Source organism: Vibrio sp. 10N.286.51.B11, assembly GCF_041469245.1.
Lineage (GTDB): Bacteria > Pseudomonadota > Gammaproteobacteria > Enterobacterales > Vibrionaceae > Vibrio > Vibrio crassostreae_C.
Genome location: NZ_JBFRKI010000039.1, coordinates 17,359 through 36,591, shown reverse-complemented (window position 1 = coordinate 36,591; position 19,233 = coordinate 17,359). Strand labels below are relative to the sequence as shown.

Here is a 19,233-nt window from a genome sequence, read left to right as displayed (position 1 = left end):
CGTGTTGTAAGTGCTCTAACCTATAGCGATAAGTAGAGGAACTACTCTGAGTCGTTGTGCTCTTCGTCTGCTAACTCATCAATGATTTGATCAGCAAGCGCAGGCGCAAACCACTCATCCATCTTGGCACGCAGTTGGTCAACGCCGATGCCCTTCATTGAAGAGAAGACATCAACCGCAACATCACCACCGAAAGATTTTGCATCGTTACGGATTTTCAGTAGCTGTGCTTTACGCGCACCACTTTTCAGTTTGTCTGCTTTTGTTAACAAAACCTGTACTGGGATGCGGCTATCGATAGCCCAGTAGATCATTTGTTGGTCAAGGTCTTTCATTGGGTGACGGATATCCATCAATACCACTAAACCTTTCAGGCTTTCACGTCGTTGTAGGTATTCACCTAGCGACTTCTGCCATTTTTTCTTCATCTCAAGTGGTACTTGAGCAAAGCCATATCCAGGTAAATCGACGATATGACAACCGTCCGTTACCTTAAATAGGTTGATTAGCTGAGTTCGACCGGGTGTTTTACTGGTTTTCGCCAAGCTTTTTTGGTTTGTAACGCGATTTAGCGCGCTAGATTTACCAGCATTGGAGCGTCCTGCAAACGCAATTTCGATCCCTTCGTCTTCTGGTAAATGACGAATATCAGGTGCACTGGTAATGAAATGCGTGTTTTGATAATGAATTTTTACGCTCACTGTTAACTCCATCTCGACTTTGTGTAGTCGATTGATTACTTTTTTGTGAATTTGTGTAAAATAACCGTGCTCGGCATAAGGTCGCCTATTGTACCATGAGTGGCAACATAGAGTGGTACTGGAAGCTTGATAATTATAATGGAATGTCATGAAGAAATTAGCGCTAATTTTGAGTCTTTTAGCCAGCTGCTCAGTATGGGCTCAAGGTAGTATTGAAGCTGGTAAAGCCAAATCACAAACATGTGTTGCCTGCCACGGTGCTGACGGCAACAGCCTGATCACTCAGTACCCTAAGCTGGCTGGTCAACATGAGAAGTATCTAGAGAAGCAGTTAAAAGAGCTTAAGCTAGGTATGACAAGTGGTGGTAAGCAAGGTCGTTACGAACCTGTAATGGGTGCAATGGCGATGTCTTTATCTGAAGAAGATATGGCTGACCTAGCGGCATACTACGCCTCTCTACCTATCTCTAGTAACTCTACTCCTGAAAATGTAGTAGATGAAGGTAAGGTTCTTTACACAGCGGGTAACGCAGAACGCGGCGTAACGGCGTGTATTGCTTGTCATGGCCCTCGTGGTAATGGTACCGAACTTTCTGGTTTCCCTAAGATTTCAGGTCAGCACGCAGATTACATCAAGGCTCAACTTGAAAAATTCCGCGATGGTGACCGTAATAACGACATGAATGCGATGATGCGTGATGTAGCTAAAAAGTTAACAGACGCTGATATTGATACCTTATCGAAGTACGTTGGTGGTTTACACTAATTTGTCGGTTTCTTGCTCTTAGCCAGAGTAAAGGAATGTACGTTCGAGCGAGATTGAAGAGACGCCCCGATCAGTCATGGTCGGGGCGTTTTCTTTTGTATTGGTTTTATTAATGCGTTTTGTGTTTATGTCTGATTTATCAATGTGTGATCGATTTGTGTACAAAAGTGTGAAGTCGCACTCTTGTAGTCTTTTTGTAACACGGTAAAGTAACCGCCATCAGCTAGGAGCTGACTTAGATATGGATGATCATCTAGTCTAACGGTATAGACAGAAATGGATCAGGCTAGGACAGCCCAGCAACAAGGTGTTAGAAAAGGATAGCCAAAACTCATCAGGACGATGAACAACAAACAAATTTGGCATGGAAAGCACCAATAACAAATGGAGATTTGTGTACCAAGTTGAGTATGCAAATTTTGGCCGATATAGGCAGATTTAGAGAGCGATAGGTTTTCCTATCGCTTTTTTTATTGATTTGATGAAAAAACACCCAATACCTCTCCACTATAAACTCAGTTTCTGGTATGTTTCGCATCCCTGTTTAAGGATGTGCTATGTATACTTGTCCCTTATGCCATCACCAAGGCGTGAATCACTATTTTGAAGACAAACGCAGAGCCTATCTGCAGTGTCAGCAATGTGAACTGGTATTTGTTAAACCTGAACAAAGGTTAGAAGCAAAAGAAGAAAAAGCACACTATGATCTCCATGAGAACGATCCTAGTGATGCAGGCTATCGCCGCTTTTTATCTCGCATCGCGGATCCACTAACAGACAAAATTTCATCTAACTCACACGGGTTGGATTTTGGTTGTGGCCCAGGCCCTACGCTATCTATTATGTTAGAAGAAGCCGGACACACCATGGAGTTGTACGATATCTATTACCACCCAGAACCCTCTGTGTTGGAAAAAACGTATGACTTTATGACTGCCACGGAGGTGATAGAGCATCTTTATCACCCAGACAAAGTGTGGCAGCAATGGTTGAATTTAGTTAAACCCAAGGGCTGGATTGGTCTTATGACTAAACTAGTAATAGACGTAGACGCGTTTGCTGGTTGGCACTACAAGAATGACCCGACACATGTCGTCTTCTTTAGTCGTCAAACATTCCAGTTTTTGGCAGAGCGGGATAAGCTCGAACTAGAATTTTTTGGAAATGATGTAATTTTACTGAGGAAAGTGCAGTAATGGGTCGTAGTAAGAAATCAAGAAAGCCGGGAGCACTTGGCGCTCCGGAGCCTATGGTTACTCGTAACCGTAGTGAATCTGATGTTGAAGGTCGTGAACGTAAGCGTGTTAAAAAGCGTAAAGGCCTTAAGTCTGGCAGCCGTCACTCAGATGGTAGCGAAGCAAAACAGCGTAAAGCTGCACAAGCTCGTGATCCACGTTTAGGCAGCAAGAAAAAAATTCCGCTGATCGTTGAACCAGCGAAGAAGCCGACTAAACAAGAGCGCAAGCTATCTAACGAACAAGAGTTAGAGATGCTTGAGAATGACGCTCAACTGAACACACTCCTAGATCGTATCGAAAATGGTGAAAACCTAGGTGCTGGTCTACAGAAGTTTGTTGATGAGAAACTTGATCGTATCGAACACCTAATGGGCCGCTTAGGTCTACTAGAGCCAGAAGACGATGAAGAAGAGATCTTCGAAGAAGCACCGGTTGCCTCTAAGAAGAAAGCGAGCTCTGACGAAGACTTGCTATCTCAATTCGAAGATTTCGATTTAGACAGCTTTAAAGGTTAATAGCCAGTGAACGTAACCTTATTAGCAATTGCTGGTGGAATTATCATTCTCGGCTTGGGCTCTTACGCAGGTTACCTTCTACTTCAAGTGAAGAAGCAGACGGAGTTGCAAAAGCAGCATCAAGCACTAGCCATTGAAAAACGCAACGCGACGATTTACGAAAACGTAAATACTTTGTGCTTAGCGGGCATTCAAGGGCAATGTGACTTACCTGAGATCAGTATCCGAGTGTGTATCATTATGGATAATGTTCAGGGTGATGAGCGTGTCGATTTTGATTCTGAGTATCCTGCTCTTTCTGAGCTGTACCATATCGTAAAAGATATGGCTCGCGGAGAGGCAAGACAGGAACTGACGAAGAAAGAGCGCATGCAGCAGAATCTCACGCGCCATAAGGCAGAGACTCGCTTGAATGATGCGGTCATTGAAGATCTGAAAAGGTTGCAAGAGAAGGTTAAACCTCTCAACAACCAAATCAACATTCAGATGATCTAGTCGCTAAGACTATTTAAAATAGAGGCTTGTTTAATACAGGGTGTTCTTGAGACACCTTATCTTTATAGATAGTGTTAAATGAGCCTTCTTACCTTTTGCGTCTCGTTAATCCCGACGCTTTGTTAGTGATCAAGCTAGCAGTTCTGAGTTTTTGTCTAAAAAATTGATTTTGTCTTGGAACGACCTTACAGGTCGTGTGGCAAAATAACCCGTCTATATTTTAATGTATGTAAAATGATTTGAGAGACCTTAGGTTCTCGCGGATCTAAATTGGAAATACCGCTATGTCGAGCAAGCCAGTAACAACGAATCAGCAAATCGTTTGGGATCAAGAGATCTTAAACAAGTACAACTATTCGGGACCTCGTTACACTTCATACCCAACTGCGTTGGAGTTTCATGAAGCGTTTACCGTCGCTGATTACGACATGGCGTGTACTCAATATCCTGAGCGTCCACTCTCTCTTTACGTGCATATCCCGTTCTGCCACAAGCTTTGTTACTACTGTGGTTGTAATAAAGTCATTACTCGTCACTCGCATAAAGCGGATGAGTACCTTGATGTGATTGAACATGAAATCCGCCAACGCGCCTCTTTATTGAATGGCCGTGAAGTGACGCAATTGCACTTCGGTGGTGGTACGCCAACGTTCTTGACCAAAACACAAATCACTCGTTTGATGAGTATTTTGCGTGAAGAGTTTAACTTCACCGCTGACGCTGAAATCAGTATTGAAGTTGACCCGCGTGAGATTGAGCTAGACGTACTTGACCACCTGCGTAACGAAGGCTTCAACCGCCTGAGCATTGGCGTGCAAGACTTCAATAAAGAAGTGCAGAAACTGGTTAACCGTGAGCAAGATGAAGAGTTCATCATTGCGATGGTTAAACGAGCGAAAGAGCTAGGCTTCCGTTCAACTAATCTGGATTTGATCTACGGCCTACCAAAGCAGACTCAAGCTTTGTTCGCTGAAACATTGAAGCAAGTGTTAGAAATGAAGCCGGGCCGTTTATCGGTATTTAACTACGCACACATGCCTCAGCTGTTTGCGGCGCAGCGTAAGATTAAAGACGAAGATCTACCTGAAGCGAAAGAGAAAATGGCTATCTTGCAAGATACCATCGAGACGCTAACGGGAGCGGGTTACCAGTTCATTGGTATGGATCACTTCGCACTACCTGAAGATGAGCTAGCCGTAGCACAGCGTGAAGGTATTCTGCATCGTAACTTCCAAGGCTACACCACCCAAGGTGAAGCTGACTTAATTGGTTTCGGTGTTTCTGCGATTTCTATGGTTGGTGATGCTTACGCACAAAATCAGAAAGAGCTGAAGAAGTACTACGCTCAGGTGAATGACCTGCGTCATGCACTTTGGAAAGGTGTTGCTCTAGACAGTGACGACCTTCTACGTCGTGAAGTGATCAAGCAGCTGATTTGTAACTTCAAGCTTGATAAAACAATGATCGAATCTGAGTTCTCGGTTAACTTTAATCGCTACTTCAAAGAAGATTTAGAGCTTCTACAAACCTTCATCAACGATGATTTGGTTGAAGTCGATGACAAAGAAATCCGCGTTACTCTGCGTGGCCGCTTGCTGATCCGTAACATCTGTATGTGTTTTGATAAATACTTACGTGCCAAGGCTCGCCAGCAGCAATTCTCTCGCGTTATCTAATCGCTCGATAGAGAATAGAACAATAAAAAATGCCAGCATCATGCTGGCATTTTTGTATCTGACTCATTCGATTTCTGCCTGGTTTAGGTGAGACTCTCAGTGGTATTTTGTTTGACCTTGGCACTTTGCTTGGAGTTGATGAGGTCGGTAGGCCATTGGTCAAACGGAACTGGGCGACTGTATAAGAAGCCTTGAGCAAGCGGGCACTGCAGCTGCTTGAGAAGTTCAGCCTGTTGCTGTGTTTCAACGCCCTCTGCCACCAAGCTTACTTTGAAGCCCTTAGTGATGTTAACGATGGCCGCGACGATGGAGCTATCTAGGTTCTCTTTATCAAGTTTGCTGACAAAGCTGCGGTCGATCTTAAGGCAGTCGAATGGCAGTTTGTGTAAGTAAGCCAGTGACGAATAGCCGGTACCAAAGTCATCAATCGCAATTGATATCCCTAGTGCTTTTAGAGTCAGCATGTTATCGATGATGGTCGGGTCGTTGTCGACGATGCGTGATTCGGTGATCTCTAGTGTCAGGTTGCTTGCTGGCAGATTTGTGTCTCGCAACGTGCCTTTTACTTGTTCCACAAAGCCACTTTCGCTTAGCTGAACGACCGACAGGTTGACGTGAATCGAGAAGTCCTTGCTCCATTTTCCTGACTCAATCGCGATGGCTGTATCTCGACACGACTTATGCAGAATTTGTTTTCCGATATCGTCAATGAGCCCGCTCTCTTCCGCGAGAGGAATGAACTCGAGTGGCGAGATCACCCCTTCATCCGTTATCCAGCGAGCTAAAGCTTCTGCTCCTATGGTCGAGCCAGATTCCAGATCAATAATAGGCTGATAAAACGGTTCGAACTGTTGAAGCTCAATCGCTCGGTTCATCCGCGCTAACATCTTGGTGCGATGTCTCGATGCTTTGCCCATTTCAAGGCTATAAATACAGACACTGGTTTTGTCTTGTTTCGCATTGCTCAATGCAATGCTGCTGCTGCGTAGCAGGAGTGTAATGTCGTGAAGATTCGAGACATTCACTATCCCCATCGATACCTTAATCACCACGCTTTCCGATTCCATTGAAAATGGGGAAGCGAAGGTTTGAAGTAAGCGGTTAGTCAGCAGCTGAACATCATCGCTTTGCGTTACGTTTGGCGCGTAGATGGCAAACTCATCACCACCAGTGCGAGCTAGTAGGTATTCGGATGGCAGTGTGCCTCTTAAACGAGCGGCCGCAATGATAAGTAGCTGGTCGCCATTGTAATGACCTAGGCTGTCATTGATGTCTCGGAAGCGATCAATACCAATCAAATACAGTGTGCCTTTTTCGTTGTCGGGGTGTTTCTTGGCAGCGTCAATAAAGCCTTCACGGCTGTATAGCTTGGTTAATGAGTCATAGGTAAGTTGAGACTGTAATGCATGAAACGAAGCCTTTAAGTTGTTGGTCATTTCATTGAATGACTCGACCAACATGCTGGTTTCATATATATGCCCTGTTTTTGGCATGCTCGCGTCCCAATCGCCCTTAGCAAGGCGTTTTGCCGTATCCGCTGTCGAGGTGATGGGTTGGGTTGCGCGATTAAAGGCAATTAATCCTGCAATGACCCCAATGCAGCTCAGTGCTAGCCCAAGCAACCAACTGTTTCTTTGATTTTCTGGCAATTCACCGAGCAGATTGCTTTCAGGGATCGACACCCCAATAAACCACGTGAGCCCGTGCTCATCTTCGTATGGGGTGATTTGGTTGAAGTAGCGTTCGTTGTCTAGGCTAAAACTAAAGCGCTGCTCGCCCAAATTCTCGATTAGGTGGAATTGCTCTACGTAGCTAGCACTCTCACGTATGACTGGATTAGCACTCTCTGTTGCTAGTTTGCGTTGCCCTTTGTTGGTTTGTCCTGTGCCCCATGAAACGACACTGCCTCCGCCTGAGTGCGCGACCAAGCGTTGCTGCTTATCGATGATGTAAACAGAGGCATCCGTTCTATCTTTGAGCTTTCTGAGAAACGCATTGAAGGTATTGATTTTGATGTCGCTGACTACGACGGCTTTGAATTCATTATCATCATAGATAGGCGCTAGAGCAGATAAGGTGATTTCTTGACGTTCGTCAGCATTGGCATAAATTGGTGACCATAACGGTTTTTTCTGTGTCGCAATGGGTGTGTACCAAGGACGGATTCTAGGATCGTAACCTGAAATCACCGATCGAATGTCTTCACTAATTTTGCTGCCACGGTAAATGACCAGCTGATCATTGGTGCGTTCGTCTTGCACCATCAAGGTGTAGCCTTTGTTGGCTTCTTTGCGGAAACCGACGTAGTTACCATCTTCAGAACCAAAGCCGATCGCATCGAGTTGAGGTACAGCAGTGTAATGGTCTGAAAACGTATAAAAAATATAGTCTTGGACCTTACTAAGATTGCCTGCTTGATAAAGATGGTGGTAGCCGATGTTATGGCTGAGCGAGAGGTTGGCGTGAAATGGCTTTTCTAAAAAATTAGACAGGCTTTGATGAACATTGTCAGTCAGTGATGTCAGCTGGCGTGCACTAACATCACTCACCATCTCTTTGTAGCTTAGCTTTTGAGTGAAAACCATTACACCCATAGTGAACAGAAAAATCATCACGAATGGCAGAACCACTGCGGTTCTCAAAGTAATTTGTGTTTTCAAAGACATCTTTAGCTACAACTTTGGTGAATAGCGCACTGTAATTGTACCGACACTATTCAAACCAAGCGACACTTTTTTGGTTAAAAAGTAGCTGCATCGAGAATCATATAAGGTCTAGTACAGTTCTTTGAGTTTACGAGTTAGGGTGTTTCTTCCCCATCCCAAAACCTTAGCTGCATCCTGTTTATGACCATTAGTGTGGTGGAGTGCAGCTTCTAGCAGTATACGTTCAAATTCTGGCAGAGCATAAGTTAGCAGCTCTTTTTCTCCTGAATCAAGCGCACACTTTGCCCAATTAGCGAGCAGTTGTTGCCAGTTATCTCCAGTTCCTGAGGTGGTCACCACTTTTTCTTCTAGCAGCTCTGGTGGCAGGTCTGAAGGAAGAATTTCGCTGCCGCTGGCCATCACGGTAAGCCAACGACAAATGTTTTCAAGCTGACGCACGTTACCCGGCCAATTGAGCTGGTTGAGCTTCAAAATGGTCTCAGGATGCAGTGTCTTCACTTCAACACCGAGCTCTTCGGCGGCGGATGCTAGGAAGTGATGAGTCAGCTTTTCAATGTCTTGTTTACGTTCGCGAAGTGCCGGGATATGGATTCGGATAACGTTGAGTCGGTGGAAAAGGTCTTCACGGAAGTCGCCTTCATGCACTAAGCGCTCAAGATCTTGGTGGGTTGCGGCAACGATACGAACGTCTACCTTAACTGCAGAGTGACCGCCGACACGATAGAACTGACCATCAGAAAGTACACGCAACAAGCGAGTTTGGATATCGAGTGGCATGTCACCGATCTCATCCAGAAAAAGCGTGCCGCCGTTGGCTTGTTCAAAGCGTCCTTGGCGAACGCTGTTAGCACCGGTAAAGGCACCTTTTTCGTGGCCAAACAGTTCAGACTCGATCAGATCTTTGGGGATTGCTGCCATGTTCAAGGCAATGAAGGGCTTCTTAGCTCTTGGGCTGTGACGATGCAGAGCGTGAGCGACCAATTCTTTACCGGTACCCGATTCACCATTGATCAGCACGGATATGGATGAGCGAGACAAACGGCCAATCGCTCGGAAAACCTCCTGCATTGCCGGTGCTTCACCGATGATTTCTGGCGCGTTGGTGTCTTCAGCGACCTCACTGGCTTGTTCGCGTTTCTGCTCTTGGCTGTGCGCGATCGCTCGTTCGACTAGAGTCAGTGTTTCATCAATATCGAACGGCTTTGGAAGATATTCAAAGGCGCCTTTTTGATAAGCATTCACCGCCGCATCAAGGTCTGAGTGCGCGGTCATAATGATCACGGGCAGGTCGGGAGAGCGTTGATGAACCTGATGCAACAGCTCAATCCCGTCAATGCCGGGCATGCGAATGTCAGACACCAATACGTCCGGTGTCTCGCGCTCAAGCGCAAGCAACACGCTCTCAGCATCAGCAAATGTTTCACACTTAATATCCGCAGATGAAAGTGTTTTCTCTACTACCCAGCGGATAGAGCTGTCGTCATCGACGACCCAAACGTATCCCTTACTCATAATTCAATTCCTTTGCAGCCAAATCTATTGTGATAATCATTGTTGTTTTTATGATGTCTTAATCTTTGTGTTACCGAGCTAAGCCTTTCATCTCGCTGTCCAATAGCGAGGTTCTTATGACCTAAATCGGTAGATAAATCGTGAATGTGGTGTTGCCTGGCCAGCTTTCAACATCAATTTTCCCATTGTGTTGATCGATCAGGTTTTGAGAAATCGATAGCCCCAGCCCTGTGCCACCCTCTCGTCCGCTGACCATTGGGTAAAACAGCGTATCTTTTAAATCATCGGGGATGCCGGGGCCGTTATCGCTGATCTCAATGCGCGCTGCGAGTTTGTGTCGCTGCCCATGAATATTGGCTTGATGCACCGTTCTGGTGCGAATGGTGATTTTCCCTGATTCTTGGGCCTTTAAAATCTGTGCCGCGTTACTCACGATATTGAGCATCGCTTGTTCAACTTGTGCTGAGTCCATCAGAATGTCCGGTAAGCTCGGGTCGTAATCTCGTTCGATGGCGAGCGTTGAACCCGACTCGAGTTCCACGAGCTGTCTGACTTTCTCAAGTATCTGGTGTAGGTTCTCTTCTGACTTCGTCCCCGGTTTCTGAGGGCCAAGCAGGCGATCAACTAAAGCTCTTAGGCGGTCGGCTTGCTCAATAATGATCTGTGTATATTCATTAAGAGACTGATCAGGAAGCATTTTTCCAAGTAACTGCGCCGCACCTCTTAAGCCACCGAGTGGGTTCTTAATCTCATGTGCTAACCCGCGCACCAACAGCTTAGCTGCTTGTTGTTGTGCGTGTTGGTTGAGCTCTTGGCTGAGGCGTCTTTGCTGGTCTATCTTGCGCATCTCAACCAATAACAGCGTCTCTCGTTGCCAAGAGATTGGGCTAACCGTGACTTCAAGCATCAGTGGGCGGTTATCAACAACGAAGGTAACGTCACTGTCGGTAATGCTCTGGCCACTTTGTAGCGGTTGCGTCAACAGTGCCAAATCAAGTGAAGCGTGTTGGATAAGTTGGCTCAGTGGATGATCAACGATGCGTCGTGCGCTCTGTGAAAAGAGCTGCTCAGCGGCCGGATTGGCGTATCGGACATACAATTGCTCATCGAGCATCAATGTCGAAGTCACCATATTGTCGAGAATGGCGCTGGAAAGATGATGTGTATCTATGCTGTCGCTTTTGGCTGATCGATTCACTATTTCGTCCTTGAACTGGTGTTTTTCTCACTGCACCAAATTGGTGCGTGGCTAAGTTCAAGTATGGCGCATATCAACCAGAAGCTAAAGATAATTCATTAGAGTCGCTGAAAGCTGCTTCGATTAGGTGAAAAGTAGAGGTTATTTGGCCTCTTTTAACACATTGGCCTACTTGAGCGTCGCTCGATGTAAATACACGGTGACTGGACTAGTAGATGCAATAAGCTTGCCGCTTCTATGTGCTTGAATTGCAATGGTGTGAGTACCTCGATCGATACCTTTTAATTCCCAAATAGGCTGGGTCTGTGGGGCGCCATATCGACGGCCATCAAGCATCAATTGTAATTGCTCCCCAATACCAAGTTTTCGGTTGAGCTCTATCTGAATCGGGATTAAGCCGCGGTTGTTGCGAATGGTTTGATCATGAACTGGAGTCAGCATGGTGAGAGTTAATTGAGTGGGAACCTCGCGCTCTGTGGTTTCGGTTTCTGCCTGGGTTTTAGCTGGCGTTTTAGTTGTAGAGGAAGCTGCGGCGTCAACCGGAGTCGAGGCCTCAAATTTAGGGGCGGGTGCTGAAGCTTGCACATCTGGCAGGCGAAGAGCCTCGGCATCTTGAGCGCTAGGGTTATCACTAAAGTGGAGCACGCCATCTTCATCTACCCAGGTATACACAGTTTGAGCAGAGCACGAGAGCGCGACTGTTAACCCGATTAGGAACAGTATGTTTTTCATATCTTTAGCCTCTTTTCACCGCTAGGTGATTTCACGTTTGGCGTTGGTTTTATTGTATTTAGCGCGACAGCCTCTGAGGGCTTTTGTCTAAGGTATGGTACGAGGTGGGGGGCGTCGAGAGAATAAAAAAAAGGCCCACCTGCGAGGCGAGCCTAATATTTAGTCAGCGATTCTTACAAGGTTGCAGTAAGAAATGGCTTATCTCTACAGGAGATTAAACTGAGTAGTACAGTTCAAACTCAAGAGGGTGTGTAGCCATGTTCACGCGTTGTACGTCGTCAGATTTCAGAGTGATGTAAGAATCGATGAAATCGTCAGAGAATACGCCGCCAGCTGTTAGGAACTCACGGTCTTCGCTAAGCGCTGCTAGAGCTTCTTGTAGAGATTCTGCAACTGTTGGGATTTCAGCTGCTTCTTCTGCAGGAAGGTCGTATAGATCTTTATCCATAGCTTCGCCTGGGTGAATCTTGTTCTTGATGCCGTCAAGGCCAGCCATAAGCATTGCTGAGTAGCATAGGTATGGGTTAGCTGCTGGGTCACCAAAACGTAGCTCGATACGACGTGCTTTAGGGCTTGGTACTACTGGGATACGGATAGAAGCAGAACGGTTACGTGCTGAGTAAGCAAGCATTACAGGTGCTTCGAAACCAGGTACAAGACGCTTGTACGAGTTAGTTGATGGGTTAGCAAACGCGTTGATTGCACGAGCGTGCTTGATTACACCACCGATGTAGTAAAGAGCCATTTCAGATAGGCCGCCGTACTTATCACCAGCAAACAGGTTAACGCCGTCTTTTGCTAGAGATTGGTGAACGTGCATACCAGAACCGTTGTCACCAACTAGTGGCTTAGGCATGAATGTCGCTGTTTTACCAAATGCGTGAGCAACGTTGTGTACAACGTACTTGTAGATTTGAGTTTCATCAGCTTTCGCTGTTAGCGTGTTGAAGCGAGTAGCGATTTCGTTTTGACCCGCAGTTGCTACTTCATGGTGGTGAGCTTCAACAACTAGGCCCATCTCTTCCATTACTAGACACATTGCTGAACGGATGTCTTGAGATGAATCTACTGGAGCTACTGGGAAGTAACCGCCTTTAACGCCAGGACGGTGACCTTTGTTACCGCCTTCGAAGTCAGAACCTGTGTTCCAAGCTGCTTCTACGTCATCGATCTTGAAGAAAGAACCAGACATGTCGTTTGAGAACTTAACGTCGTCAAATAGGAAGAATTCTGGCTCTGGACCAACTAGAACTGTGTCTGCGATACCTGTAGAACGTAGGTACTCTTCAGAACGTTTAGCGATAGAGCGTGGGTCACGGTCGTAGCCTTGCATTGTTGCAGGCTCAAGGATGTCACAACGGATGTTTAGTGTTGCGTCTTCTGTGAATGGGTCCAGTACAGCAGATGCTGCGTCTGGCATCATTACCATGTCAGATTCGTTAATGCCTTTCCAACCAGCTACTGAAGAGCCGTCAAACATTTTGCCTTCTTCGAAGAAGTCTGCATCAACTTGGTGAGAAGGAATAGAGATATGCTGCTCTTTACCTTTTGTATCAGTAAAACGTAAGTCGATAAATTTAACTTCGTTCTCTTGGATCAGGGATAGTACATTTTCTACTGACATCTTGGATAACCTCCAGTGTTATTAATTCGGTATTAGCTCGATTCGGTTGAAACTAGCATTGATTAATGTCTATAAGTGCATTAATCGATGCTGATTTATCTATAGCCAAAAACGTGCCAAAAAAATTATTCCATTAATTTCAATGATTTACTTGTTTTTCGGTTTTGCTTAATTTGGTTTTTGCACCAAAATGATCTCCGGGCGCACCTTATTGGTGCAATTGTTTGTCTGTGCACCAATATGAGACATAAGCGAGCACCATTCAGCAATGAATTGCCTAAGTTGTCAATCCACTTTTGTTATTTTGCGGGAGATTTGGTTCGCCACTCGCAGGTGATACTTTTTTAGAGTCCTACGAATTGGGCTGTTCAACACTGTACTGAATCAAAGTTAAGCGGATATGAATCGCTAATAAAGAAAAAAGCCCCGGTTCAGATCACATATTTCTGGGTTTTTGTCTAGAATCTGGTATATTATTGACCGTTTTTTAAATCAAGCTAGCGGTTATTATCCAAACTTTTGAGATAAGTGACGGCTACTTTTATGAGTGAATCGAGAATCCATGTCTACTCCACAGATTGATAAGTTAAGAAATATCGCGATCATCGCGCACGTTGACCACGGTAAAACGACTTTGGTTGATAAACTGCTACAACAGTCAGGCACTCTTGAGTCTCGTGGTGAAGCTGAAGAGCGTGTCATGGATTCGAATGACATCGAAAAAGAGCGTGGCATTACCATTCTTGCTAAGAACACAGCAATCAACTGGAATGATTACCGCATCAACATCGTAGATACTCCGGGACACGCGGACTTCGGTGGTGAAGTTGAGCGTATCATGTCTATGGTTGACTCTGTTCTGCTTATCGTTGACGCAGTTGATGGCCCAATGCCTCAAACTCGTTTCGTAACGCAAAAAGCATTCGCACACGGTCTTAAGCCAATCGTTGTAATCAACAAGATTGACCGCCCAGGCGCTCGTCCTGATTGGGTTATGGATCAAGTATTCGACCTTTTCGACAACCTAGGTGCTACTGATGAGCAACTAGACTTCACAGTTGTTTACGCTTCAGCTCTAAACGGTTGGGCAACAATGACTGAAGGCGAAACTGGCGAGAACATGGAACCATTGTTCCAAGCTGTTGTTGATACAGTAGATGCTCCTTCTGTTGACCTTGACGGTCCACTACAAATGCAAATTTCGCAACTTGATTACAGCTCTTACGTAGGTGTTATCGGTGTTGCTCGTGTTACTCGTGGTTCAGTTAAACCAAACCAACAAGTAACTATCGTGAATGCAGAAGGCAAAAAACGTAACGGTAAAGTAGGTACAGTTCTTGGTTACCTAGGTCTTGACCGTCACGAAGTTGAGCAAGCTAACGCTGGCGACATCATTGCAATCACTGGTCTTGGTGAGCTGAAGATTTCAGACACTATCTGTGACCAAAACAATGTTGAAGCAATGACTCCGCTTTCTGTTGACGAACCAACAGTAACAATGACGTTCCAAGTAAACACTTCTCCGTTCGCGGGTAAAGAAGGTAAGTTCGTTACTTCACGTAACATCCTTGAGCGTCTAGAAAAAGAACTAGTACACAACGTTGCACTACGTGTTGAAGAAACTGATAACCCAGATCGTTTCCGTGTTTCAGGTCGTGGTGAACTTCACCTGTCTATCCTGATTGAAAACATGCGTCGTGAAGGCTTCGAACTAGCTGTATCTCGTCCAGAAGTTATCATCAAGAAAGACGAAGATGGCAACCTAACTGAACCGTTTGAAACTGTGACTATCGACGTGCTTGAAGAGCACCAAGGTGGCATCATGGAAAACATCGGTCTACGTAAAGGTGAGCTAACTGATATGTCTCCAGATGGCAAAGGCCGTGTTCGCATGGACTTCATGATGCCTTCTCGTGGTCTTATCGGTTTCCAAACTGAGTTCCTAACTCTAACGTCTGGTTCTGGTCTTCTTTACCACTCATTTGATCACTACGGCCCTCACAAAGGCGGCGTAATCGGTCAACGTAACAACGGTGTTCTAATCTCGAACGCAACTGGTAAAGCTCTGACTTACGCACTATTCAACCTACAAGAACGTGGTCGTCTATTTGCTGAGCACGCGGATGAAGTATACGAAGGTCAAATTATCGGTATTCATAACCGTTCAAACGACCTGACAGTAAACTGTCTGAAAGGTAAGCAGCTAACGAACGTTCGTGCATCTGGTACTGATGAAGCACAGGTTCTTTCGCCACCTATCCGTCACACTCTAGAGCAAGCTCTTGAGTTCATCGACGAAGATGAACTAGTAGAAGTAACGCCAGTAAGCATTCGTATCCGTAAGAAGCTTCTTACTGAAAACGAACGTAAGCGTGCAGCACGTCCAGCTAAGGCTTAATTGCCAGCTGACTAGCTTCTAGCTAAGTAGATAAGAAAGCCCCGAGTAGCCTAGCTGCTCGGGGCTTTTGTTTTTTAGTTTGTTTAGATACGGTTAAACGAGATACGAAGAGTGTTTAAGTCTTCGTCATCCTCAAGAGGGAGGAACGACCGAGTTGGGGATCTAGCTTTTGATTCCTAGGTGACTTTCAACGAACTGAACTCGCTCAGCGACCGACATAAAGGGCACTTCAACTACCTTATAACCTAGCTCTCGATAGACTTTGACCAGCGAGTGGTGAATCTCTAATGCTTCTTCAAATGGGTAAGGGCGCACTTCATCTTGAACATAGATGGAAGCCTCAGGGCAACAGAACAACACTTGAGGGTGATAGCCTTGGCTCGCTTCTCGGTAGTTCTCAGTAACCTCAAGGTTGGCCTGGGACAAGTAACCGCAGATGTCGGGAATAGCGCGATCGAGAAACGCAATCGGACGTTGATTGGCTTGGTCTTTTTGTTCGCTCATGACGGTTAAACATAGGCGAGCAAAGCCCGGAAGGTTTAACCAAGGTAAGATACCGTTCTCAAGTTGGCTCTGCTGTTCGATTAACTGGCGAGAGGACTCAGCGAAGGTTGGGTAACCCGCATCTCCCAAGGCATTAATTAGTGTGGTCTTTCCGGCGCCAGGGCCGCCAGTAATAATGATTGGGTTCATACGGGCTTATCTTTATTTGTGTCTACGGGCGTTATTTCTGGTTCAGTTGAGCTAGGAACTTATCCGATTCTGCTATTGCAGCATTCATCTGTTTGATCGCGTAGGCGATGTCTTTTTCTAAGCTCATAAATTCACCCTGCAGTGAACCCACAGCACTCGCATTGAGGTTGTGCTTCAAGTAAAGCGTGTTATCGCGAAGGGTATTGAGCACGGGATCCATTTTCTTCTCGGCGCGCTTCATTGCTGACAGCATCTTTTGGTAAGACGATTTAGTTTCACGAAGCTTTTGCTCGCTCGAGCGGCGCAGTGAATCACTGGTGTAGAGATCTAACTCACTCTGCCACTCTTCAAACAGCGCATCCGACACATCTTCAATCGCAGCAATGCGGTCACTGACATTTTGCGCGGCTTTCTCGCTGTCTTGGTATTTATCATTGATTTGGTTGTACATGTCTTCAAGGTCGCCGCCACTGAAGTTAGTCAGGCTGCTGAGTGCTTCAAGTGCGCTGGTAAACTCTTCCTGAGCATCCTGCTGTGACTCTTTAGCGTCTTCCACTCTATCAACCATAATGTCACGCTTGTGATAGCCCACTTGCTCCATTGCGGAGTAATAAGCTGATTGGCATCCAGTAAGAGTAAAAATAGAGAGGACTATAACTATTAAATAAGGCATCCTAGTTTCCTATAGTTAAGTAACGGAATATTAATTAGGACTATGAACGAGTTACAAGGGAGTTACAAGTTGAAGATAAAAAAGGTCGCCACACTCAGTATTCAGTTTTCTCGCTATCTTTTGGCGCGAATGACGCACGATAGAGTCAACGTGAATGCGGGCTACTTGGCGTACATTACTTTGCTCTCGATCGTACCGATGTTGACGGTTCTGCTCTCTATCTTGTCATCATTTTCCATCTTTGCTGATGTTGGTATCGTGATTCAAAACTTCGTTATTATCAACTTTGTTCCAGCGTCAGGAGATGCGGTGCACGGTGCCTTGCTCGAGTTTGTTGCCAACACGGGTAAGATGACGGCGGTCGGTAGTGTGTTCTTGTTCATTGCGGCACTGATGTTGATCTCGAATATTGATAAGAACTTAAACTACATCTGGCGTGTCGACGAGAAGCGACGTGCGGTGCTGTCTTTCTCTATGTACTGGATGGTGCTTACGCTAGGACCTATTCTAGTCGGGGCGAGTATTGCTGCTACTTCTTATGTGACATCATTGAGCTTGCTGCAAAACGAGGTAGTGTCTGGCGCCTTTAATACTGTGATTCGCAAACTTCCTTTGATTCTCTCTTTCTTTGCGTTTTTCGGTCTGTACCTGTTGGTTCCCAACAAAAAGATACACTTTTCTCATGCGGCTGCAGGTTCTCTAGTGGCGGCTCTGTTGTTCGAACTCAGTAAGAAAGGCTTCGCGGCCTACATTACTCAATTCCCTTCTTACCAGTTGATTTATGGCGCATTGGCGGCAATACCAATTCTTTTTGTCTGGGTTTATTTGTGCTGGTTGATTGTGCTGGTGGGTGCTGAGGTGACCGCTGCATTGGGTGAGCAGGAACAGTGGAGTGACTCGAAAGAAATGGTACACTCGTCGGATAAAGACAAAATCACAGAGCAAGGAAACAACAGTGATAGCACTGATCCAGAGAGTAAGTGAAGCTGCCGTCCGTGTTGATGGCGAAGTAGTTGGTGAGATTGAACAAGGCTTATTAGTTTTGTTAGGCGTAGAAAAAGGTGACGATGAAGCCAAAGCTAAACGTTTGATGGAACGAGTGACCACTTATCGTGTCTTTGGAGATGAAGACGATAAAATGAACCTCAACGTGAAGCAGGTAGAAGGTAAGGTATTAGTGGTGTCTCAATTCACTCTGCCGGCCGATACCAAGAAAGGGACTCGAGCAGGGTTCTCTCGTGGTGCTCACCCAGAAGATGCTGAGCGTCTTTATAACTATTTCTCTGACCAGTGTGAATCAGTGTTACCAACGGAACGTGGCCGATTCGCAGCCGACATGAAAGTGTCTTTGGTTAATGATGGCCCAGTGACATTCTGGCTGCAGGTTTAGGCTTAAAGGAATAAGCATGTTTAAACTCATAACACCAACCACCGAAAATCAGCTAAACAAGTATTACCATTTTCGTTGGCAGATGCTCCGTGAACCTTGGCGAATGCCGGTAGGTTCTGAGCGCGATGAATATGACCCAATGAGTCACCATCGCATGATTGTTGATGGTCGTGGTCGCCCGATGGCGATTGGTCGTCTGTATATCACCCCAGACCTGGAAGGTCAGATCCGCTATATGGCGGTGAAGAAATCTCGCCAAAGTAAAGGCATGGGTTCGTTGATTCTAGTCGCGCTTGAATCACTGGCTCGCCAAGAGGGTGCTAAGCGCTTGGTGTGTAATGCACGTGAAGATGCGATCTCATTCTATGAGAAGAATGAATTTGAACGTCGCGGTGAGATTAACGATCAACGTGGCCCTGTGCGTCACCAACAGATGGTTAAGCATCTTGACCCAATGGCAGACGTTCTACGCAAGCCTGAGTGGTGTAATGAGCTTCAGCAGCGCTGGGAACATCAGATCCCGATCAGTGACAAGATGGGCATCAAGATCAACCAATACACGGGTTACCAATTTGAGTGTAGTGCTCAGCTGAATCCTAACTTGAACCCTCATAACACCATGTTTGCAGGCTCTGCCTTTACCTTAGCGACCTTAACTGGTTGGGGGATGACTTGGTTATTGATGAAAGAACGCGGGCTGACCGGTGATATCGTACTGGCAGACAGTAATATTCGTTATCGTCACCCAGTCGAGCAAAACCCAGTCGCATCCACTTCATTGGATGGGATCAGTGGCGATTTAGATCGCCTCGCGTCTGGCAGAAAAGCTCGTATCATCATTCATGTGACCATTAACAGTGGCGATGTGGAAGCGGTTGAGTTTACGGGAACCTATATGCTGATCCCTGATTATAAAAAGATACTCTCGACAGATTCTAATGTGAGCGAATAGCCCA

Annotated in this window: 17 protein-coding genes; 9 read left to right on the top strand and 8 right to left on the bottom strand. The window is 45.8% G+C overall.

Features of this window, described 5'->3' with window-relative positions:
* Positions 1-41: 41 nt before the first annotated feature.
* Complete coding sequence (gene yihA / locus AB4154_RS19085; RefSeq protein ID WP_017060162.1) at positions 42-701, bottom strand: ribosome biogenesis GTP-binding protein YihA/YsxC; 660 nt, start codon at positions 699-701, stop codon at positions 42-44.
* Between the two features lie 148 nt (positions 702-849).
* Between yihA and AB4154_RS19080 the strand changes: the two genes are divergently transcribed.
* The 5 genes from AB4154_RS19080 to hemN all read left to right on the top strand — a co-directional run bounded on the left by AB4154_RS19080 (position 850) and on the right by hemN (position 5,391).
* Positions 850-1,467: a cytochrome c gene (locus tag AB4154_RS19080; RefSeq protein WP_372123834.1), complete on the top strand. Its 618-nt coding sequence runs from the start codon at positions 850-852 to the stop codon at positions 1,465-1,467.
* 557 nt (positions 1,468-2,024) lie between these two features.
* Complete coding sequence (locus AB4154_RS19075; RefSeq protein WP_010433503.1) at positions 2,025-2,663, top strand: class I SAM-dependent methyltransferase; 639 nt, start codon at positions 2,025-2,027, stop codon at positions 2,661-2,663.
* The gene (yihI, locus tag AB4154_RS19070; protein ID WP_017060163.1) at positions 2,663-3,220 is read left to right on the top strand and encodes a Der GTPase-activating protein YihI; all 558 of its coding nucleotides are present in this window, start codon (positions 2,663-2,665) and stop codon (positions 3,218-3,220) included. The genes AB4154_RS19075 and yihI overlap by 1 nt, the downstream gene beginning before the upstream one ends.
* A gap of 6 nt (positions 3,221-3,226) precedes the next feature.
* Positions 3,227-3,715: a DUF2489 domain-containing protein gene (locus AB4154_RS19065; RefSeq protein ID WP_017060164.1), complete on the top strand. Its 489-nt coding sequence runs from the start codon at positions 3,227-3,229 to the stop codon at positions 3,713-3,715.
* Positions 3,716-3,999: 284 nt separating this feature from the next.
* On the top strand, positions 4,000-5,391 hold the full coding sequence (hemN, locus tag AB4154_RS19060) for an oxygen-independent coproporphyrinogen III oxidase (protein ID WP_017070103.1): 1,392 nt from the start codon (positions 4,000-4,002) through the stop codon (positions 5,389-5,391).
* An 83-nt stretch (positions 5,392-5,474) separates the two neighbouring features.
* Here the strand turns inward: hemN and AB4154_RS19055 are convergent, their stop codons facing one another.
* From AB4154_RS19055 to glnA, 5 genes are all read right to left on the bottom strand, one after another.
* A complete protein-coding gene (locus AB4154_RS19055; RefSeq protein ID WP_372123832.1) occupies positions 5,475-8,057 on the bottom strand; it encodes an EAL domain-containing protein in 2,583 nt (860 codons plus the stop codon).
* Between the two features lie 108 nt (positions 8,058-8,165).
* Complete coding sequence (gene glnG, locus AB4154_RS19050) at positions 8,166-9,569, bottom strand: nitrogen regulation protein NR(I) (protein ID WP_017059224.1); 1,404 nt, start codon at positions 9,567-9,569, stop codon at positions 8,166-8,168.
* A gap of 121 nt (positions 9,570-9,690) precedes the next feature.
* The gene (glnL, locus tag AB4154_RS19045) at positions 9,691-10,767 is read right to left on the bottom strand and encodes a nitrogen regulation protein NR(II) (RefSeq protein ID WP_017079339.1); all 1,077 of its coding nucleotides are present in this window, start codon (positions 10,765-10,767) and stop codon (positions 9,691-9,693) included.
* 168 nt (positions 10,768-10,935) lie between these two features.
* The gene (locus AB4154_RS19040; protein WP_102394311.1) at positions 10,936-11,499 is read right to left on the bottom strand and encodes a DUF4124 domain-containing protein; all 564 of its coding nucleotides are present in this window, start codon (positions 11,497-11,499) and stop codon (positions 10,936-10,938) included.
* Positions 11,500-11,713: 214 nt separating this feature from the next.
* Positions 11,714-13,123, bottom strand: coding sequence for a glutamate--ammonia ligase (gene glnA / locus AB4154_RS19035; protein ID WP_017059221.1), 1,410 nt, complete (start codon positions 13,121-13,123; stop codon positions 11,714-11,716).
* Positions 13,124-13,685: 562 nt separating this feature from the next.
* On the opposite strand from glnA, the gene typA reads away from it, so the two are divergent.
* Positions 13,686-15,521: a translational GTPase TypA gene (gene typA, locus AB4154_RS19030; RefSeq protein WP_372123831.1), complete on the top strand. Its 1,836-nt coding sequence runs from the start codon at positions 13,686-13,688 to the stop codon at positions 15,519-15,521.
* A 162-nt stretch (positions 15,522-15,683) separates the two neighbouring features.
* On the opposite strand, the gene AB4154_RS19025 is transcribed toward typA, so the two are convergent.
* Complete coding sequence (locus AB4154_RS19025; RefSeq protein WP_372112729.1) at positions 15,684-16,214, bottom strand: AAA family ATPase; 531 nt, start codon at positions 16,212-16,214, stop codon at positions 15,684-15,686.
* 31 nt (positions 16,215-16,245) lie between these two features.
* The gene (locus AB4154_RS19020) at positions 16,246-16,887 is read right to left on the bottom strand and encodes a DUF2959 domain-containing protein (protein WP_136977388.1); all 642 of its coding nucleotides are present in this window, start codon (positions 16,885-16,887) and stop codon (positions 16,246-16,248) included.
* Between the two features lie 42 nt (positions 16,888-16,929).
* Here AB4154_RS19020 and AB4154_RS19015 point away from each other — a divergent pair, with 42 nt between their 5' ends.
* The 3 genes from AB4154_RS19015 to AB4154_RS19005 are packed head-to-tail and all read left to right on the top strand — an operon-like array spanning position 16,930 to position 19,229.
* Positions 16,930-17,871 (top strand): virulence factor BrkB family protein, encoded by a 942-nt coding sequence (locus AB4154_RS19015; protein WP_372123829.1) that lies wholly within the window; start codon positions 16,930-16,932, stop codon positions 17,869-17,871.
* Positions 17,843-18,277, top strand: coding sequence for a D-aminoacyl-tRNA deacylase (gene dtd / locus AB4154_RS19010; RefSeq protein WP_004735590.1), 435 nt, complete (start codon positions 17,843-17,845; stop codon positions 18,275-18,277). The genes AB4154_RS19015 and dtd overlap by 29 nt, the downstream gene beginning before the upstream one ends.
* A 16-nt stretch (positions 18,278-18,293) precedes the next feature.
* Positions 18,294-19,229 (top strand): bifunctional GNAT family N-acetyltransferase/hotdog fold thioesterase, encoded by a 936-nt coding sequence (locus AB4154_RS19005; protein WP_102394592.1) that lies wholly within the window; start codon positions 18,294-18,296, stop codon positions 19,227-19,229.
* Positions 19,230-19,233 lie beyond the last annotated feature (4 nt).